Source organism: Billgrantia montanilacus, from assembly GCF_003336675.1.
Lineage (GTDB): Bacteria > Pseudomonadota > Gammaproteobacteria > Pseudomonadales > Halomonadaceae > Halomonas > Halomonas montanilacus.
In genome coordinates this window covers 1-20,044 of the sequence record NZ_QPII01000009.1, presented here as the reverse complement: position 1 = coordinate 20,044, position 20,044 = coordinate 1, and the positions used below count along the sequence as shown (strand labels likewise).

The 20,044-nt window shown below is 62.9% G+C and carries 16 protein-coding genes; 6 read left to right on the top strand and 10 right to left on the bottom strand.

What is annotated here, in order from left to right:
- Positions 1 to 78: 78 nt before the first annotated feature.
- The 5 genes from narI to DU505_RS12865 all read right to left on the bottom strand — a co-directional run bounded on the left by narI (position 79) and on the right by DU505_RS12865 (position 8,383).
- On the bottom strand, positions 79 to 771 hold the full coding sequence (narI, locus tag DU505_RS12885; RefSeq protein WP_114479403.1) for a respiratory nitrate reductase subunit gamma: 693 nt from the start codon (positions 769 to 771) through the stop codon (positions 79 to 81).
- A gap of 13 nt (positions 772 to 784) precedes the next feature.
- Positions 785 to 1,567, bottom strand: coding sequence for a nitrate reductase molybdenum cofactor assembly chaperone (gene narJ, locus DU505_RS12880; RefSeq protein WP_114479402.1), 783 nt, complete (start codon positions 1,565 to 1,567; stop codon positions 785 to 787).
- Positions 1,560 to 3,137, bottom strand: coding sequence for a nitrate reductase subunit beta (gene narH, locus DU505_RS12875; RefSeq protein WP_114479401.1), 1,578 nt, complete (start codon positions 3,135 to 3,137; stop codon positions 1,560 to 1,562). Before narH ends, narJ begins: the two co-directional genes overlap by 8 nt.
- Complete coding sequence (locus tag DU505_RS12870) at positions 3,134 to 6,898, bottom strand: nitrate reductase subunit alpha (protein ID WP_114479400.1); 3,765 nt, start codon at positions 6,896 to 6,898, stop codon at positions 3,134 to 3,136. Before DU505_RS12870 ends, narH begins: the two co-directional genes overlap by 4 nt.
- Positions 6,899 to 7,105: 207 nt before the next feature.
- A complete protein-coding gene (locus DU505_RS12865; protein ID WP_114479399.1) occupies positions 7,106 to 8,383 on the bottom strand; it encodes an MFS transporter in 1,278 nt (425 codons plus the stop codon).
- Positions 8,384 to 8,565: 182 nt separating this feature from the next.
- Here DU505_RS12865 and DU505_RS12860 point away from each other — a divergent pair, with 182 nt between their 5' ends.
- From DU505_RS12860 to DU505_RS12835, 6 genes are all read left to right on the top strand, one after another.
- A complete protein-coding gene (locus tag DU505_RS12860; protein WP_114479398.1) occupies positions 8,566 to 10,458 on the top strand; it encodes a histidine kinase in 1,893 nt (630 codons plus the stop codon).
- Between the two features lie 5 nt (positions 10,459 to 10,463).
- Entirely contained in the window at positions 10,464 to 11,132 is a 669-nt protein-coding gene (narL, locus tag DU505_RS12855; protein WP_114479397.1) for a two-component system response regulator NarL, read from the top strand.
- Positions 11,133 to 11,418: 286 nt separating this feature from the next.
- Positions 11,419 to 13,053, top strand: coding sequence for an MFS transporter (locus tag DU505_RS12850; RefSeq protein ID WP_114479396.1), 1,635 nt, complete (start codon positions 11,419 to 11,421; stop codon positions 13,051 to 13,053).
- A gap of 69 nt (positions 13,054 to 13,122) precedes the next feature.
- Positions 13,123 to 13,581 (top strand): universal stress protein, encoded by a 459-nt coding sequence (locus tag DU505_RS12845; protein ID WP_114479395.1) that lies wholly within the window; start codon positions 13,123 to 13,125, stop codon positions 13,579 to 13,581.
- 73 nt (positions 13,582 to 13,654) lie between these two features.
- The gene (locus DU505_RS12840) at positions 13,655 to 15,163 is read left to right on the top strand and encodes an MFS transporter (RefSeq protein WP_114479394.1); all 1,509 of its coding nucleotides are present in this window, start codon (positions 13,655 to 13,657) and stop codon (positions 15,161 to 15,163) included.
- Between the two features lie 103 nt (positions 15,164 to 15,266).
- Positions 15,267 to 16,550 carry an MFS transporter gene (locus DU505_RS12835; RefSeq protein WP_114479393.1) on the top strand — a complete coding sequence of 428 codons (1,284 nt, stop codon included), beginning with the start codon at positions 15,267 to 15,269 and terminating at the stop codon, positions 16,548 to 16,550.
- A gap of 128 nt (positions 16,551 to 16,678) precedes the next feature.
- Here the strand turns inward: DU505_RS12835 and DU505_RS12830 are convergent, their stop codons facing one another.
- From DU505_RS12830 to DU505_RS23115, 5 genes are all read right to left on the bottom strand, one after another.
- A complete protein-coding gene (locus DU505_RS12830) occupies positions 16,679 to 17,098 on the bottom strand; it encodes a hypothetical protein (protein ID WP_147273080.1) in 420 nt (139 codons plus the stop codon).
- Entirely contained in the window at positions 17,073 to 17,291 is a 219-nt protein-coding gene (locus DU505_RS12825; protein WP_147273079.1) for a hypothetical protein, read from the bottom strand. The genes DU505_RS12830 and DU505_RS12825 overlap by 26 nt, the downstream gene beginning before the upstream one ends.
- A gap of 496 nt (positions 17,292 to 17,787) precedes the next feature.
- The gene (locus DU505_RS22375; protein ID WP_147273078.1) at positions 17,788 to 18,090 is read right to left on the bottom strand and encodes a hypothetical protein; all 303 of its coding nucleotides are present in this window, start codon (positions 18,088 to 18,090) and stop codon (positions 17,788 to 17,790) included.
- Between the two features lie 462 nt (positions 18,091 to 18,552).
- The gene (locus DU505_RS12820; protein ID WP_114479390.1) at positions 18,553 to 19,950 is read right to left on the bottom strand and encodes a DUF637 domain-containing protein; all 1,398 of its coding nucleotides are present in this window, start codon (positions 19,948 to 19,950) and stop codon (positions 18,553 to 18,555) included.
- Position 19,951: 1 nt separating this feature from the next.
- A complete protein-coding gene (locus DU505_RS23115) occupies positions 19,952 to 20,044 on the bottom strand; it encodes an integrase core domain-containing protein (protein ID WP_422667005.1) in 93 nt (30 codons plus the stop codon).

The window sequence follows — 20,044 nt, the reverse complement described above, 5'->3', positions numbered from 1 at the left end:
ACCTCCTCTTCGGCTTGCCCCCGGCGCCCCTCACGGGAGACTTCGAGATTGCGAAGCCGAAGCGCAGCCAGCTTGTGCTCAACCCCGGCGGCGAACCAGCTGGTAGCGCCTGGTGATATAGCCGAACGGTACGCTCCAGACATGCACCAGTCGCGAGAACGGGAACAGCAGGATGATGGTCAGGCCGACGAAGATGTGCAGCTTGTAGATCCAGGAGACCTCTTCCATGTAGTAGGCGGCGCCGCCGCCGAAGAAGACGATCGCCTGGGCCCAGCTGGCCAGGGTGACCATCATCTCGCCGTCCATGTGGCCCAGGGAGAAGAGGATAGTGAGCATTCCCAGCGCCGCCTGGAACACGATCAGGCCGAGGATGGCGGTATCCATGGTGCTCGATGAGGCCCGAACCCGGACGTTGGTGAGGCGGCGATGCAGCAGCATGCCGCCGCCCACCACGCACATGGCGCCGGCGATGCCGCCCACCACGATGGCGAGAAGCTGCTTGGTGCCGGCGTCCAGGAACCGGCCGTACATCCAGTGCGGCGTCAGCATGCCGAACAGGTGGCCGAAGAAGATCACGATGATGCCGACATGGAAGAGGTTGCTGGCCAGGCGCATGTTCTTCGACGACAGCATCTGGCTGGAGCCGGTCTTCCAGGTGAACTGGCCATGGTCGTAGCGCATCAGGCTGCCGATCAGGAAGACGGTGCCGACGAGGTACGGGTAGTAGCCGTAGATCAGGTGATTGAGATAGGTGGAAATGGCGTCAAACATGACAGTTCTCCTGTTAACGACCGCTCACGCGAGGCGCATCCGCCCCGGGTGACATGATCCGTACCGGCTGGCTCTGGGTCTCGCGCTTGCGCTCGGCCAGACGGCGCCCTTCGGCGGACTGCAGCGCGCAGTCCTCATCGGACTTGGCGGAAAAGCGCACCGCCTCCTCTTCCCACACCGCATCCAGCGCCTCGGGGGTGTCGTCACGACTCTCCCCCACCACGGTCTCGCGCTGGGCTTCCACCTCCGCCTCGGCGCCGATCATCGCAAGCAGAGCGCGCATCACCAGGGCGTGGTCGGCGCCGCGCTCCTCCAGCCGCGCCGCCAGCAGCGCCAGGATGTGACGTATCTCGCCAAGCCAGCGGCCAATCTCGGCCTCGCTGCGGGTGGAGAGATACTCGAGGAACAGCGGCAGATAGTCCGGCAGTTCCCGGGCATCCAGCTCGAAGCCGGCTTCCTGGTACTCGTTCATCAGGTCGACCATGGCCTGGCCGCGGTCACGGGATTCTCCGTGGACATGCTCGAACAGCAGCAGCGAGTGGGCGCGGCCCTTGTCGAACAGCGCCACGTACTCTGACTGGAGTTCCAGCAGGTCGCCCTCACTGATGCGCTGGCACCAGCTCATCAGGTCGCCGCGCAGCGCTGACGTCAGGCGGCGCTCGACATAAAGCGCCTCGATCAGTTCATCCACAGCGCCTTGCAGCGCCTCGGTGGGGTAGTCCAGCAGGCGGGCCAGCACGCGCAGGCTGCGCATGCCAGGCTCGGACTGGGGTAACTGGAGTGCCGCATCAGCCATGTTGCTTCTCCTTGGCAGGCGTCTTCCCGGCCTTGGCCTTGGGATCGAAGACGTCCACCGGCTTGACCAGTGAAGTGGTCTGGGAACGACCGTTGAACAGGCTCGGCTTGCTCTCGCCGTGGCAACCGTCGCCGAAGCTGAAGCCGCAGCCGCCGCGCTCGGGGAAGGCTTCGGTGGCCATCTCGCGGTGGCTGGTGGGAATCACGAAGCGATCCTCGTAGTTGGCGATGGCGAGATAGCGATACATCTCCTCCACCTGCGCCTCGGAGAGGCCCACGGCGTCGAGCACGTCGGTATCGTGCTTGCCTTCCACGTGCCGGTTGCGCATGAAGACACGCATCGCCATCAGCCGCTTGAGCGCCAGCACCACGGGCTCCTCCTCACCGGCGGTGAGCATGTTGGCGAGATACCGCACCGGGATCCGCAGCGATTCGATCTTGGGCAGCACGCCGTCGTACTCGATCTTTCCAGCCTCGGCGGCGGACTGGATCGGCGACAGGGGCGGCACGTACCAGACCATCGGCAGGGTGCGGTATTCCGGGTGCAGCGGCAGCGCCAGCCCCCAGTCCATGGCCATCTTGTAGACCGGCGACGCCTGGGCGGCCTTGATGACGTTGTCGGTGATGCCGTCCCGCTTGGCCTGGGCGATCACTTCCGGGTCGTTGGGGTCCAGGAAGATCTCGCGCTGACGGTGGTAGAGGTCGCGCTCGTCCGGCGAGCTTGCCACTTCCTCGATGCGGTCGGCGTCATAGAGCAGCACGCCGAGATAGCGGATGCGGCCCACGCAGGTCTCGGAGCACACGGTCGGCATGCCCGCCTCGATGCGCGGGTAGCAGAAGATGCACTTCTCGGACTTGCCGGTCTTCCAGTTGTAGTAGATCTTCTTGTACGGGCAGCCGGAGATGCACATCCGCCAGCCGCGGCACTTGTCCTGGTCGATCAGGACGATGCCGTCCTCTTCCCGCTTGTAGATCGCGCCGCTGGGGCACGAGGCCACGCAGGTGGGGTTCAAGCAGTGCTCGCACAGGCGCGGCAGGTACATCATGAAGGTGTTTTCGAACTGGCCGTAGATGTCGGCCTGGATCTTCTCGAAGTTGGAGTCCTTGCGCCGCTTGGCGAACTCGGTGCCGAGGATCTCCTCCCAGTTGGGACCCCATTCGATCTTCTTCATGCGTTCACCGGAGACCAGCGAGCGCGGACGCGCCACCGGCTGGTGATCGGCCTGCTTGGCGGTATGCAGGTGCTCGTAGTCGAAGTCGAACGGCTCGTAGTAGTCGTCGAGCTCGGGCAGGTCGGGGTTGGCGAAGATGTTCGCCAGCACCCGCCACTTGCCGCCGATGCGCGGCTCGATCTTGCCATCGGCACGGCGCAGCCAGCCGCCCTTCCACTTCTTCTGGTTCTCCCACTCCTTCGGATAACCGATGCCGGGCTTGGTCTCGACATTGTTGAACCAGGCGTATTCCATGCCTTCACGGCTGGTCCAGACGTTCTTGCAGGTGATCGAGCAGGTGTGACAGCCGATGCACTTGTCGAGGTTGAGGACCATGCCTACCTGGGAACGAATCTTCATTTCACGGCCTCCTGAACGCTGTCGTTGCCTTCGCCGTCGAGCCAGTCGATTCTCTTCATCTTGCGTATCAGGACGAATTCATCGCGGTTGGAGCCAACGGTTCCGTAGTAGTTGAAGCTGTAAGAGAGCTGCGCGTAGCCGCCGATCATGTGGGTCGGCTTGGGGCAGACCCGGGTCACGGAGTTGTGCATGCCGCCGCGGGTCTTGGTGACCTCGGAGCCCGGCACGTTCACGTTGCGCTCCTGGGCGTGGTACATCATCACCATGCCGGCCTTGACCCGCTGGCTGACGATGGCCCGCGCAGTGATGGCGCCGTTGGCGTTGTAGAGCTCGATCCAGTCGTTGTCCTCGATGCCGATTTCCTGGGCATCGGTCTCCGACATCCACACCACCGGGCCACCGCGGTTCAGCGTCAGCATCAGCAGGTTGTCGCTGTAGGTGGAGTGGATGCCCCACTTCTGGTGCGGGGTGATCCAGTTCAGCGCCTTGGCCGGATAGCCGTTGTCCTCGGGCAGGTCGAACCCGGTGACCGTCTTGGTGTTGATCGGCGGACGGTAGACCAGCAGGCTCTCGCCGAAGGCGCGCATCCAGGGGTGATCCTGGTAGAACTGCTGGCGGCCGCTGACGGTGCGCCACGGAATCATCTCGTGGACGTTGGTGTAGCCGGCGTTGTAGGAAACGTGCTCGTCCTCCAAGCCGGACCAGGTCGGGCTCGAGATGATCTTGCGCGGCTGGGCGACCACGTCGCGGAAGCGGATCTTCTCCTCCTGCTTGGGCCTCGCCAGGTGAGTGTGGTCGCGGCCGGTGATCTTGGACAGTGCGTCCCAGGCCTTGACCGCCACATGGCCGTTGGTCTCCGGCGCCAGGGTCAGGATCATCTCGGCGGCATCGATGGCCGTCTCGATCTGCGGGCGTCCCTTGTGCGGTCCGTCCAGCTTGCAGTGGTTGAGCTTGCCGAGCAGCTCGACCTCGCTATCGGTGTTCCAGGCGATACCCTTGCCGCCATTGCCGATGCTCTCCAGCAGCGGTCCCACGGAGGTGAAGCGCTCGTAGGTTTCGGGATAGTTGCGCTTGACCTCGATCAGCGCCGGCATGGTCTTGCCGGGGATCATCTCGCACTCGCCCTTCTTCCAGTCCTTTACCTCGACCTGGGCCAGCTCGGCGGGAGAGTCGTGCTGGTGCGGCAGGGTGACCAGGTCGGTCTCCTCGCCCAGGTGGCCCACGCAGACCTTCGAGAAGGCCTTGGCGATGCCCTTGTAGATGTCCCAGTCGCTGCGCGACTCCCACGCCGGGTCGGTGGCCGCGGTCAGCGGGTGGATGAACGGGTGCATGTCCGAGGTGTTGAGGTCGTCCTTCTCGTACCAGGTGGCCGTGGGCAGCACGATATCCGAGTAGAGGCAGGTGGAGGACATGCGGAAGTCCAGCGTGACCACCAGGTCGAGCTTGCCTTCCGGCGCCTCGTCATGCCACTTCACTTCCTGCGGCTTCTGGCCGCCGAAATCACCCAGGTCCTTGCCCTGGATACCGTGGCGGGTGCCCAGCAGGTACTTGAGCATGTACTCGTGGCCCTTGCCCGAGCTTCCCAGCAGGTTGGAGCGCCAGATGAACATGTTGCGCGGGAAGTTCTGGGCGTTGTCCGGATCTTCCGCAGCAAACGCCAGCTCGCCGCTCTTGAGCTGCTGTACCGCGTAGTCCTTGGTGGACATGCCGGCGGCTTCCGCGGCCTTGGCCAGGCGCAGCGGGTTGGTGCCGAGCTGCGGCGCGGAGGGTAGCCAACCCATGCGCTCGGAGCGCACGTTGAAGTCGATCAGGCTGCCGGGGTAGTCCTCGGCCTTGGCCAGCGGCGACAGGATCTCCTTGATCTCGAGCTTTTCGTAGCGCCACTGGGAGGAGTGGTTGTAGAAGAACGAGGTGGAGTTCATGTGGCGCGGCGGGCGCTGCCAGTCGAGGCCGAAGGCCAGCGGGGTCCAGCCGGTCTGCGGGCGCAGCTTCTCCTGTCCCACGTAGTGGGCCCAGCCGCCGCCGCTCTGACCGATACAGCCGCACATGACCAACATGTTGATCAGGCCGCGGTAATTCATGTCCATGTGGTACCAGTGGTTCATCGCCGCACCGACGATGATCATGGAGCGACCCTGGGTCTTGTCGGCATTGTCGGCGAACTCACGGGCGATGCGGGCGACCTGCTCGGCGGGCACGCCGGTGATCTTCTCCTGCCAGGCCGGAGTGTAGGGGCGGATCTGGTCGTAGGACGTGGCGCCGTCGTCCTCGCCCTCTTTTCCGAAGCCGCGGTCGATGCCGTAGTTGGCGCACATCAGGTCGAACACGGTCACCGCCAGCACGTCGCTGCCGTCGGCCTTCTTCAGGCGCTTGACGGGCAGGCTGTGGAACAGCAGCTCGTTGCCGGCCACGTGGTCGAAGTGCTCGTGGGTGATACCGCCGAAGTAGGGGAAGGCGACCCGGGCCACGTCGTCATGGTGCTCGGCCAGGGACAGCAGCGGCTTGATCTCGGCGCCTTCGGCATCGAGTGACTCGAGGTTCCACTTGCCCACCTCATCCCCGGTCTCGCCCCAGCGAAAACCGATGGAGCCGCGCGGCACAACCAACTGGTCGCGGGTCTCGTCCCAGGCGACGGTCTTCCACTCCGGATTGTTGTCCTGGCCCAAGCTCGCCTCGAAGTCGCTGGCGCGCATCTGGCGGCCGGGGGCGTAGCTGCCGTCCTCACGGGGCTCCAGCTCGACCAGGAAGGGCATGTCGGAGTACTGGCGCACGTACTCGGTGAAGTAGGCGCTGGGGTTGTCGAGGTGGAACTCCTTGAGGATCACGTGGCCCATGGCCATGCCGAGCGCGGCGTCGGTGCCCTGCTTGACCGACAGCCATTCGTCGGTGAGCTTGGAGACCTCGGCGTAGTCCGGGGTGATGGAGACAGTCTTGGTGCCCTTATAGCGCACTTCGGTGAAGAAGTGGGCGTCCGGGGTACGGGTCTGGGGCACGTTGGAACCCCAGGCGATGATGTAGCCGGAGTTGTACCAGTCGGCCGATTCCGGCACGTCGGTCTGCTCGCCCCAGGTCTGGGGGCTGGCCGGCGGCAGGTCGCAGTACCAGTCGTAGAAGCTCATGCAGACGCCGCCGATCAGCGACAGGTAGCGGCTGCCCGCGGCGTAGCTGACCATGGACATGGCGGGGATCGGCGAGAAGCCGAGGATGCGGTCCGGGCCGTACTGCTTGGCGGTGTAGACGTTGGAGGCGGCGATCAGCTCGTTGAGCTCGTCCCAGTTGGCCCGCACGAAGCCGCCCATGCCGCGGGCCCGCTTGTACAGCTTGGTCTTGGCCGGGTCCTCGACGATGGAGGCCCAGGCGTCGACCGGATCCGGTTTCTCCTTGAGGGCGTCGCGCCACAGCTTGAGCAGCGGCTTGCGGACCAGCGGGTACTTGAGGCGGTTGGCGCTGTACATGTACCAGGAGTAGCTGGCGCCACGCGGGCAGCCCCGTGGCTCGTGGTTGGGCAGGTCAGGACGGGTGCGCGGGTAATCGGTCTGCTGGGTCTCCCAGGTGACCAGGCCGTTCTTGACGTAGATCTTCCAGCTGCAGGAGCCGGTGCAGTTCACGCCATGGGTGCTGCGCACGACCTTGTCGTGCTGCCAGCGCTGACGGTAGCTGTCTTCCCAGCCCCGGGACTCGTCACGGGCCTCGCCATGCTCGTTGGCGAAGGGCTCGCGCGCCTTGCGGAAGAAATTCAGCCGATCTAAGAAGTGACTCATGGTCGTCTCCAGGCTCCTTGAAGTGATACGTGGCCCCTGGGCCACCTCGTCTGCCGTGCCGCGCTGTGTGGGTCACAGACCGCCCGACAGGCAAGTTCATGGAGAGGATTCTGGAGGAACGACAAGCGGATTACTGCCCGGTTACCTCCATATACACCCCAACTACCCACAAGGTGATAGGCACCCGAAAGAAAGGGGATAAGACCGTCAGGAAGGGGTACGGGAAGCGGGGTCCCAGAGCATGACCAGCATGCACAGCGCCAGCGCGGCGTAGAGGAACATGAAGCCGGCGGTACGCAGGCCGATCCACTCGTTGCCGAACACGAACATCAGCGGCAGCAGCGCAGCGAAGAGCCCACCCAGGGCCAGCGCCAGCCCACCAGCCCGCGACATATCATGGCCATGGTCGCGGTGCAGCAGGCACATCAGGCTGCCCTTGCCAATGCCCATGGCCAGCCCCATCACCGCCAGGAGACCGACGAAGCCCCACAGGGGCATGGAGAAGTGCAGGGCCAGGTCACCGTGGACGCCATGGATCTGCATGGAGAAGTCGGGGTAGGAGAGCAGGAACAGGCAGGCCATCACGCAGGCGCTGACCCACCAGCGCAGGTCGCGGAAATCGCGTCGATCGGCCAGGGCGCCTCCCACGATCTGCCCCAGGCCACCCGGCAGGGTAAACAGCAAGGCCCAGAGTGCCGCGCTCTTCAGCGGCAGCTGGTACTGGGCCGCCAGGTAAGCGGGCAGCCATAGCGCCAGCGCCACGAAGGCGCCGTAGAAGAAGCTGTAGTAGAGGGCCAGGCGCCAGACGGCCGGTGCGGGCAAGCCATCGTGCCACCGCCCCGCAGTCGGTGGTGGAGCCTCGTCGAGGACATCCGGCTCGGGCAACTCGGCGGGCGACTCATCCTCGGCGAACAGCCACAGCAGTCCCGCCACCAGCAGTATCGGCAGCAGAAAGAGCTTCGGTGCCATGGGCCAGCCGTAGGCCTGGCTGATCAGCGGCAACAGGAAATAGGTGAGGCCGGCACCCAGCATGCCGGCGCCATAGAGCCCCAGCGCCAGGCCGGCGTGGCGGCGCGGGCAGAGCGCGGAGACGTAGACCAGGCCCGCCGCCAATGAGCCTGCGCCCAACCCCAGGCCGGCCCCCGCCAGCAGGAAGTCGCCATACTCCCGGGAATGGGCGATGCCCCACAGGAAGGGGCAGATCAGCAGCAGGCAACCGATCATCACCCGTCGGCCGCCGACACGATCCGCCAGGGCCGCCAAGGGCAGGGCGGCCAGTGCACCGGTGAGCATCGGCATGGCCAGCAGCACGGCAAACTGCACCTCGCCGAAATTCAGCGCACTCTTCAACTCGACGCCAAGCACGGCGAAGATGGTCCAGCTGGCGAACACCAGCGCGAAGGCAAGGGGCGACAGCAGCACGACCACCAGCGAACGATAGTCGTCCTGCAGGCCCGTCGCGGGGGCTTTTCCGGCAGGCATCATGAACGGTGGGTCCGAGGGAGTGGTCCAACGAATTCTCGGCACCCTGGCCCACAGCGTCAAAAGGGCAAGCGAGGTACCCCTTCAGGGGGAGCCGGCGCTACCTAATAGGGTAAGATGCAGTGCCTACCCTCTGGGTTATAGTGAATGCCCACCCCACAACGCTCCGGAGACCGCATCTGGCGATGAAACTGCTGCAACGCTCCCTGGTGGCCCGAATCGTGGCTTCGCTGCTGGCGATCAGTGCCATGGCGCTGATCAGTATCGTAGTGACCATGGCGGTTGCCGGAGGCAGCCGAGGCGACGCCGCGGCCATCAACGTGGCGGGCTCGCTGCGCATGAATACCTATCAGATCGTCGCCGCCCTGCAGCGCTACGAGCGGACACCCTCGATGGATCATCAGGCCGCCGTGTACGTGCTCAAGCGTCGCTTCGAGGAGCGGCTGGCCAGCAACGAACTGACCGGGGCGATTCCCGTCTCCGAGGCCCATGAGCTGCGTCGTCAGTATCGCCTCGTGCTGTCTCGCTGGCACAACGAGCTGGCCCCCGAGGTGCGCGAGGCCGTAGCCAATCAGTACGTGCGTGTTGACCCGCTCAATCGGGCTCTTGACGGCCTGGTGGGCGAGATCGACTCCATGGTCAACCAGCTCGAGCAGAACACCGAAGCCAAGATTCGCCTGCTCAGCGCGCTGCAGATCCTGTTCCTGGGCTTGACCGCCGTGGTACTGATCATTGCCCTCTACGATATTCGCCACAACCTGGTGGCGCCGCTGCGCCAGCTGATGGTACTGGCCCGGGAAGCCGCACGGCGCAATTTTTCCCAGCGCACCCGGCTCAGCGGCAGCGACGAACTGGCGATGCTCGGCCGCACCTTCGATACCATGGCGGAGCAGCTGGCCTCGAGCTATGCCGAGCTGGAAGAGCGGGTGGCCGACAAGACCCAGGAGCTGGAGCGCAGCAGCCAGGTCATGCAGGTACTGCACGATGGCAGCCGCTGGCTCTACGGCGGTGGCAACGACCTCTGTACCAGCGCCGCCCCCATGCTTCGCCAGGTCGAGCAGCTGCTGGAGATCGGCCCCATCCGGCTGTTGCTCAATAACCCCCATGACAACCGTCAGATTCCGATCCTCGCCACCCGCTCCGCCCGTCGCCCCGAATATTGCCGCGACCATGGCTGTCACGCCTGTCTGATTGATCCGAACCCCATGCGGCTGAGAGATACCGAAGGGGGGGAGTGCCTGCTGCTGCCGGTGAGCGTGGGCGAGGAGATGCTGGGTACTCTGGAGATCTGGCACCCCAAGGGCCAGCGCCTTTCCCATAGCGTACGCCGCCTGCTCAACGCCCTGGCCGACCAGCTGGCCACGGCAGTCTACCTGCAGCGCCGCATCGAGGAGGAGCAGCAGGTCTCGTTGATGAACGAACGCACCATCATCGCCCGGGAACTGCACGACTCCCTGGCCCAATCGCTCTCCTACCTCAAGATGCAGGTGGCCCGGCTGGAGCGCATGCAGAGCAAGGAGGCCCCCCGGGAAACCCAGGCGGCGGTATTCGACGAGTTGCGTACCGGCCTCAACAGCGCCTATCGCCAGCTGCGCGAGCTGCTTACCACCTTCCGTCTCAAGCTTGAAGGACCCGGCCTGCAGTCGGCCCTTCATCAGACCACGGCAGAGTTCTCCGATCGCATGGGGGCCATGGTGGAATTGTACTACGACGTGCCGCCCCACCTGCTCAATCCCAATGAGGAGATCCATGTCCTGCAGATCGCCAGGGAGGCCTTGAGCAATATCCACAAGCACGCCCAGGCACACTGGGCCGCCGTCACGGTGCGCTTCCAGGAAGCCCGCATCGAACTGCGCATCGAGGACGACGGCGTTGGCCTGGCAAACGATGAGTCCCCGCCCATGCACTATGGGCTCATCATCATGCGCGACCGGGCAAACACCCTGGGCGGCGAACTGACGCTGAGCAACCGCGCCGAGGGGGGCACCCGGGTCGAGCTCACCTTCACCCCGCAGACGGCGCGCCTGATCACCCGGCAGCCGTTGCCGAACGCCATCACTCAAGAGAACGGAAACTGAACGATATGGGCCAGCCAATCAACGAGACCCCCGCCAGTATCCTGATCATCGACGACCATCCACTGTTACGCCGCGGCGTGGCCCAACTGCTGGAGCTGGAGGATGATCTGGCGCTGGTCGGCGATACCGGCGAGCCTGAGGAGGGCGTGCGCCTGGCCATCGAGCTGGATCCCGACATGATACTGCTCGACCTCAACATGCCGGGCATGGACGGTATCCAGACACTCAAGGCACTGCGCGAGGAGGGCTTCGCCGGACGGGTGGTGATGTTCACCGTTTCCGACCATGAAGAGGACCTGGTCGCCGCCCTGCGCGGCGGTGCCGATGGCTACCTGCTCAAGGACATGGAACCCGAAGAGATGGTGCGCCAGCTGCGCCAGGTGGCCCTGGGCCGCATGGTGGTGAGCGAAAGCCTTACCGCCCTGCTCGCCGAGGCGCTGCGCAACCAGCGCTCGGCACCGGCTACCCCCGACATTCACAGCCTGACCCAGCGCGAGCGCGAGATCCTGCGCGAACTGGCCGCCGGGCTCTCCAACAAGCTGATCGCCCGCAAGCTCGACATCACCGAGGGCACCGTCAAGGTGCACGTCAAGCACCTGCTGAAGAAGCTCAACCTGCGTTCGCGAGTCGAAGCGGCGGTTTGGGCGGTGCAAGAAGGAATCGAGGGCAGGTAGGAGGGGATAGGTAACCTCGGTTCTGTGTGGATACCTCCAAAGACTTCCAGGCGCCGGCAAGGCGCCTTTTTGTTTACCCTCTCTTTTACAAGCGCTCGAAGAAACAAGGAGTTACTTCAATACCACTGCTACCCCTCAAGTGGTATTTCCCTGATTTTTCTCCGTTTTCCGCCAGTTTCGCCGCCCTTACGCGCGGCGTATCTTTGCGCCATACGAACCTGAATTGATCCCGGTCAGGCCAGTGGTCGCAAGCCGGGGTCAGCGGAGCCACCTAGGGGAAATCACCATGGCCAAGACAGATGCCGATATCGGGGGGGGCGTGACGACGCCCGGCAAGACGAACGGCGATATCGAACACTGGGATATCGAGAACGACGAATTCTGGGAGCGCAGCGGCAAGAAGATCGCCAACCGCAACCTGTGGATCTCCATCCCCAGCCTGTTGATGGGCTTCGCCGTCTGGATGATGTGGGGCATGATCACCACTCAGATGCAGAGTCTGGGCTTTCCATTCAGTGTCGACCAGCTCTTCATGCTGACCGCTATTGCCGGTCTGGCGGGCGCCACGCTGCGTATTCCTGCCTCGTTCATGATCCGTATCGCCGGCGGGCGCAACACTGTCTTCCTGACCACGGCATTGCTGATGATCCCCGCCCTCGGCACCGGCGTGGCACTGATGAACCCGGGCACACCGTTCTGGGTGTTCCAGGCACTGGCGCTGCTATCGGGTATCGGCGGCGGTAACTTTGCCGCCTCGATGAGCAATATCTCGACCTTCTACCCCAAGAAGCAGCAGGGCTATGCCCTGGGCATGAACGCCGGCCTGGGCAACTTCGGTGTCACCACCATGCAGATCCTGATTCCGCTGGTGATGACCGTTGGCATCTTCGGTGCCATTGCCGGTACTCCGATGGAGCTGCAGAGTTCCAGCGGCACCCTGATCGGGCGTATCGAAGCGGGCACCGAGACCTGGATCCAGAACGCCGGTTTCGTCTGGCTGGTATTCCTGATTCCGCTGGCCTTCGCCGGCTGGTTCGGCATGAACAACCTGCGCCCCATCACCCCCAATCCCGGCACGCCGATGCAGGCCTTCGGCAAGATTCTTGGGCTCTATGGCGTCGGCATCATCGCCACCATCATGGGCATCCTGACACTACAGTGGCTTGGCATGTGGGTCGCTCTCCCAGTCACCATCCTGCTGACCCTGGGACTGCTGCGGCTGATTCCCGGTGAGATCAAGCCCAACATTCAGAAGCAGTTTTCCATCTTCTCCAACAAGCACACCTGGTCGATGACGGTGCTCTATATCCTGACCTTCGGCTCCTTCATCGGCTTCTCCGCCGCCCTGCCGCTCTCGATCAACGTCATCTTCGGCAACATGATGGAAGTGGCCGCCGACGGCAGCGTGACACGCGTGGTTAACCCCGAGGGGCCCAGCGCTCTGACCTGGGCCTGGATCGGCCCCTTCGTCGGCGCCCTGATTCGTCCTATCGGCGGCTGGGTCTCCGACAAGGTGGGCGGCTCCATCGTCACCCAGGTCATCTCTGTCGTGATGGTCGTGGCCTCCGCCGTCACCGGCTACGTGATGATGCTGGCCTACAACTCCACCGACCCGAACAGCTATTTTGCCCTGTTCATGCTGCTGTTCGTGATCCTGTTCGCCGCCAGCGGCATCGGCAACGGCTCCACCTTCCGCAGCATCGGCGTGATTTTCGATGCCCAGCAGAAGGGCCCCGTGCTGGGCTGGACCTCCGCCGTAGCAGGCTATGGCGCCTTCATTGCTCCCGTGGTGATGGGCACCCAGATCCGTGCCGGCACACCCGAACTCGCCATGTATGGCTTCGCGATCTTCTACGCCATGTGCCTGGTGATCAACTGGTGGTTCTACCTGCGCCCCAACGCCTACGTCAAGAACCCCTGATGCGGTTACCTGTGCTCCGGAAAAAATTCCGGAGCACACCCCCTACCTTGCCTTCTCCGGAGGGATGCCATGAAAGTCATGATCGCTTATGACGGCTCGCGAAACGCCAAGTTGGCCCTGGCCCAGACCGTCAGCCTGTTTCGCTGCAACGCCCCCACCCTGGTACTGATCGGCGTGGCGGAAAACCCTCGCGATGCCACCGATGCCAACGAGGACCTGTTCCAGCAGGAGTACGAAGAGCTGAAGGCGGCCCTGCAGGAGGGTGTCGACTTTGCCACCCGCGAGGAGTTCGATGTCGACTGGGTCCTGGCCGAGGGCGACCCGCGCAAGATGATCCTGCGCGCCACCCAGAAGCATCAACCCGACGTACTGGTCATCGCCCGCCACAGCAACAAGCCCGACGGCGGCATCATCGCCCAGTCGCTGAGCTACTTCGTCGACGAACTCGACTACATGACCTTCGGCAAAGTCAGCTCCTTCCTGGCCCGGCGCGTCGAGTGTCCGCTGTTGATACTGCCCAGCCCATGAGCCGGATACTGCCGCCATTCACCCCTGCCGTCCCTCATCGCTGTCACTTTTTCACTTCCAGGATGATACGACCATGAAAGTATCCGCCGTCTTCAAGGTTCGCAGTCCTGAGATCAGGGCCCTTCACCTGACCTGGATCGCTTTCTTCATCACCTTCTACGTCTGGTTCAACATGGCGCCGCTGGCATCGAGCATGCTGAAGAGCGTCGACTGGCTGACCCGGGACGACATCCGCCTCTTCGCCATCGCCAACGTGGCCCTGACCATCCCGGCGCGCATCATCGTCGGCATGGCCCTGGACCGCTTCGGCCCGCGCCGGGTGTTCTCGGTACTGATGGTCAGTATGTCGATTCCGGCGCTGGTATTCGCCTTCGGCAACACCATGTCGCAGCTGCTTGTCTCGCGGCTGGTGCTCAGTTCCATCGGCGCCAGCTTCGTGGTCGGCATTCACATGACCGCGCTCTGGTTCAAGCCCAAGGACATCGGGTTCGCCGAGGGCTTCTATGCCGGCTGGGGCAACTTCGGCTCCGCCGCCGCCGCCATGACCCTGCCCACCATCGCCATAACCCTATTCGGCGGTGAAGACGGCTGGCGCTGGGCCATCGCCCAGAGCGCCGTCGTCATGGCCGCCTACGGGATCTACTACTGGTTCGCCATCACCGATGGCCCCGATGCCCGCGCACACCGCAAGCCGCGCAAGGCCATGGCCATGGAAGTCAGCACCTGGGGCGACATGCTCAAGCTGATCGTCTGGACCATCCCGCTGGTGGGCTGCCTGGGCATCCTGGTGTGGCGCATCCAGAACATGGGCTACATGTCGGTGACCGCCGCCGTGATCTGCTACCTGGCCATCGTCGCCGTGATCATCTATCAGGTCGTGCAGATCCTGCGGGTCAACGTGCCGATCCTGAAGAAGGGGGTACCGGAAGACGACAGGTACCCGTTCAGCAGCGTCGCCGCCCTCAACAGCACCTACTTCGCCAACTTCGGCGCCGAGCTGGCGGTGGTCTCCATGCTGCCGATGTTCTTCGAGGAAACCTGGGGGCTGAATGCCGCCACGGCGGGCATGATCGCCGCCTCATTCGCCTTCGTGAATCTGGTGGCGCGCCCCATGGGCGGCCTGGTATCGGACCGCATGGGCAACCGCCGCTTCGTGATGCTCAGCTACATGTTCGGCATCGGCATCGGCTTCGTGCTGATGGGTATGCTCAACGCCAGCTGGCCGTTGATCATCGCTATCGCCATCACCATCTTCACCTCCTTCTTCGTCCAGGGGGCAGAGGGTGCCACCTTCGGTATCATCCCCTCGATCAAGCGCCGCATCACCGGCCAGATCTCGGGCATGGCCGGCGCCTACGGCAACGTGGGGGCGGTGGTCTACCTGACCATCTTCACCTTCGTCACTCCCACCCAGTTCTTCTACATCATCGCCGGGGGCGCGTTCATCAGTTGGCTGATCTGCCTGATCTGGCTGAAGGAGCCGGAGGGCGCGTTCGACGAGGAGTACTACGTCTCCTCCGTCGACCGCATGATCGAGGAGCAGGAGCTGGCCAAGGCACAGGCCAAACTGCAGCAGGGTTAATCCGCCTGTCCCGAGGGGTGGTCGCCAAGGCGACCGCTGCCTTTGGGCTTTCCTGCTCAAGACGCAGGCAGTGAGACAACCGCCCCTTCATATGGGAGATTCCATGGCTTCGCCGCGCTTCAAGCAGTACTCGGTACTGACCGCCAACACCTTCGCCTTCACCATGTGCTTCATGGTATGGACCATGTTCGGCGAGATCGGCGTGCCCATTGCCGAGGAGCTGGGGCTGAGCGATACCCAGTTCGGCATCCTGGCCGCCGTTCCCATCCTGACCGGCTCGCTGGTGCGGCTACCGCTGGGCGCCATGACCGACCGCATTGGCGGCCGTCCCGTCTTCATGGCGCTGATGCTGGCCACGGTGCCGGCAATCTGGGCGGTGCAGTTCGCCACCCAGTACTGGCAACTGCTGATGCTGGGTGCCGTGATCGGCCTCGCCGGCGGCGGCTTCTCGGTGGGTATCACCTATACCGCCAAGTGGTTCGAACGCGATCGCCAGGGCCTGGCCATGGGTATCTTTGGCGCCGGCAACGCCGGTGCCGCCGTGACCAAGTTCGTCGCCCCCACGGTGATCATCGTGCTCGGCTGGCAGGCGGTGCCCAACCTGTACGCGGCGATCATGCTGATCACGGCCCTGATCTTCTGGTTCTTCACCTTCTCGGACCCGAGCCACCGCAATGCCAACCGCCCCACCCTGCGCGAGCAGGTCGCCGTGCTCAACGACCCCAAGGTGTGGAAGTACTGCCAGTACTACTCGGTGGTCTTCGGCGGCTATGTGGGCGTCTCGCTGTGGCTGACCCGCTACTACATGCACGAATACGGCATGGGCATACAGCTCGCCGCCCTGATCGCCACCATCTTCGTGCTGCCGTCGGGTGTCATCCGCGCCTTCGGCGGCTGGCTCTCCGATCGCTTCGGCGCCCATGCCGTGACCTGGTCCTGCATGTGGGCCAGCCTGGTCGCGCTGTTCATCATGTCCTATCCCCATACCCAGTACGCCGTGCAGCAGGTCGACGGCTCCCGGCTGGAGTTCAGCTTCGGCATTCCCATCTGGCTGTTCACTTTCGCCCTGTTCGTGGTGGGCATCGCCTGGGGTATCGGCAAGGCCTCGGTGTTCAAGTACCTGTCGGACGAGTACGACCGCAACCTGGGCCTCGTTTCCGGCATCGTCGGGCTGGCCGGCGGCGTGGGGGGCTTCCTGCTGCCGATCCTGTTCGGTCTGCTGGTGGACTTTACCGGCGTGGCAACCTCGGTGTGGATGCTCTGCTTCGGCGTGACCCTGGTCTCGATCGTCTGGATGTGGTGGACCGAGCGGCGGGCTCCGGTCTTCACCCGCGATGAGCACCACCAGGCCACGGTCATCGGCAAGCCGGCAGCAGAGGCCGATTGATTCGTTCGATACCGGGGCAAGGCAGCTGAGCCCTACCGGGCTCCATCATAGGGCGGCGGCTTCGGTCGCCGCTTTTTTCAGCACACAGCTGAGGGTTGCCGATGCAAAGCACCGGCTACCGAAACAGGTCAGGCTTCGCTAATCATCTGCTGATTTCTCGGATATATCTTGTTCTCGAACTCTCGCATGCAAGAATCCGCAGCGGCTCTGAGTTCCTGCTTGAGTCGTTCGGCACCGTTTGCCAATAGTTCAGCACGGCTCGGTGAGTCATCGGTTTTTTCCGGCGACCTTCTACAATGGGCCTCGGCTACTGTCTGCATCGACCGCGTATCGATCACCTTGAGCCTCGCGGCATATGCCACTTGATAGGTTCTCATGGCGGAGGGATAGTAGGAAAAGCCCCAGCCCAAGGTTTCAATATCTACCAGCAAGTCGCTGGCCGCATAGTCTCTTGACAGCCCTGCCACCCCCGTTTCCTTGGTAACGAATCCATTTTCATCAACTTGCTCTATCCCAAGCCGCTCAGCAAGCTGATGCTGCCAAGCCACTGCTTATATGGCCAGCCGGATCCTCGATCTCGTTCTCTTCAACGATGTTGTTCCCTGCTATCATCATCGCTGCAGCGCCCACCAGCCCGCCCACCATGGCTTTCCCTGCTGTCATGGCAAGAAAATTCGGCTTCTCACGACTGGACATCGTGATCGAGGCCGGTGACGTCTGCTCTACCTTATCGGTATCCATGGGTACAGTTTTGGTACTAGCACAGCCAACCAACATGAAACCCAAGAAAAATGTTGTGATCCCTTAGTACATCTCACTGCCTTTATAAAAAAATGTGTTCCACACCCTTAGCCGGGGTGTGACAAGGAGTGCCAGAGACACTCAATCCTGCCTCCCCTGAGAATTACCCCACTGGACATGCTCTGATGGTGGTAAGGAGCCAACCCCCCGCCCATGCGGAAGAAATGCTAAGTGTTAGCGATTCATATAGGTGCCCCTGCTTGGCTTACGTTAGTTTTCTTTTCGGCCATAGCGACGAAAACTTTAATGATTCAGCCAAAAAATAACCACAGGGAATTTCGCAATCGTAGTAGTTCGCTCGAAGGTATCGACGGACAATATTCCGTATTGAGCAATAAGAACTATCGAATCCCGTAGGAATAGAGGCGCTGCCGCACTGCAGGTAAACACCACCGCCCCTCAGGAAATGAAAACACCCGCACCATCACTACACAATTCAAAAAAAATAAAAGAACATTGCCATATACCCCACGACAGCAAAGGCCATTACCCCTCCTCGAACAGCTTTCCCATCTTCTGGAGTAGCACCTCCAGGCCATATTGTTTTATCATACAAATAAGCTACTATTGCTTGCCAAAACATCCAATGCCCAGCCAAAGCACCAAAAAAAGTCGACCACGCCCCCCAATAATGCCATACCGAATACACGACAGGAACTATAGCCAACACCCACACTACAAAGCCTCGGTAGCGGTTCCTGGTTCTCAGCCAAGCCGAGTCAAGATTATTACTGTCCATCAGCTGGACTCATTAAGCTTTCTCCATTTTCTATCACAGCATCCCACCTTCCAGTTAAATCTATTGCTGCAGCCATTCTCCTTGCCGCAGATGCAGGCAGTCCTCTTGCCTGGACATATTGCTCAAAACCAGCGACCAAGGCCTCTTTAGAAGCCGCATGTGCAGCTTCTTCTCTTAGGTACCCTTCATATAAGCTAAGGCCAGTAGCACCGACCGATAAACCCAACCCAACTGGCGCCGAAGCTACTACAACACCAAATGTTGCCAATCGGCCAGTGTCACTTACTGCCTTGGCATCTATCGCCCTCGTCCATGCCTGGGCTCCTGGATCACTGTAATCGACGTTGGCGCCCTGCGCATTACACTCCGCCGTTCCGCATGGAAAATGCGGGACATGATAGATCTTCCCATCCACGACATAACTGACCGTGTAGCGCCCTTCTTCGTCAAGTGGCCGCCCGGTCAAGCGATCCCTCGGTTGGCCTGGCGCGACTTCTTCCGCCGGGAGTCGAAATAGTTGGTGTCTATGTCGGCAAGGTCGTGCAGATCAACGATGGTATTGGCACCCCGGCCTTCACCCAAGCCTTCGTTGTGCATGCCACGCATCGCCTGCTCGATCTCTTCCAGGGTAAAGCGCCCCTCGCTCTGATCCGCCAAGTCCCTTGCCAGCTTACGCTCTTCGGAATGCAGCTGCCGGTTGTAGCTCTCCACCTGGCCAGCAATGAAGGCGCCGTTGTTGACGTCGCCGCCGCTGAGTTCCGCCGCGACGATGCCCACCAGCTGAGCGATGGTGTTGCTCAGTTCCGGATTGGCGCGACCGTTCTCGACGAGATGATGGACGAGCGCTTCGCTGGCGCCCGCGGCCAAGGCGCCAGTGCGGAAATCGCCGCCCATGGCTTCGGCGACACTGCCCCCGACCAGGGCATGCAGGGCGATCTTTTGTGGACTGCCATTGTCCCAGCGGTTGTCGAAGGCGCCGTCGCCCACAGCATTGAACAGCACACCGCTGACGACGTGGTGCACGGCGTTCTCGAGGCTGTCGCCGAGATGGTTCCGGTAGCTGCCGCCTTCCACGGCGCTGCGAATGCCTGCATCGATAACGACCTGGGTGGCTCGCTGCCCGGCGAAGCGGGCGATGTCGCTCCCTTGGCCAAAGCCGAGGTTGAGGTTATTGGTGGCACCGGTGGTGGGGTTGGTCTGCGTTCCCCAGTAGTGATCGGTCATGCCGCGGGTGGCACCGGCCGTCAGGGCGGCGGTGGCCGCGCCGCGCAGGCTGTCGCTGGAGAAGGTGTCGCCGAGGGCGGTACCCAGGTCGCCGCGATTGTTGATCAGGCTGACCGCGCCGGTGCCGGCCAGTGAACCCGCGCCTGCGCTGACCATGCTGGCGGCCACGCCAGCTTCAGCCAGCCCCAGCAAGCCGGAGGCCGCCGGGCCGGCCCAGGCGGCGGCGACGATGGCCACCGCCAGCGCTGCGCATGCTCCAAGCCCGGATTGCTCGTAATCCCAGCTGTCGTGGAAGGCCTTGACCTGCCGCCAGTCGACGTCGCCGCGCTGTTCCATCTCTTGCAGCCAGGCGAGGTCGGGGTTGGCGGCGACCATGGCGTCGATGGTGCGGGTAATGCTATGGCGATCGATCTCCTGAACGTCGATGTGGATGCCTTCAGCGGCCTGGATGATGAGGTCGCCCTGGGCCACGAGTTCGCTCTGGCGCAGCGTTTCACGGGTGAAGCCTTCGCCGGAGGCGGATTGCCAGGCGAAGCTGCTCTTGCTGCGCTCGTGGGATTCGGTGTGCACGTCGCTGGCGGTTTCGAAGCGGATGGTGCCGCCGCTTTGTGTAATGACCCCCTGGTTTCTGCACACCCTACGCCACTAATGCGGGGTGTGCTCGGGGTGCCACATAGCCCAAAGACTGATGCGGCCGTTCTTCGTTGTAGTACCGGATCCAGTGGTTGAT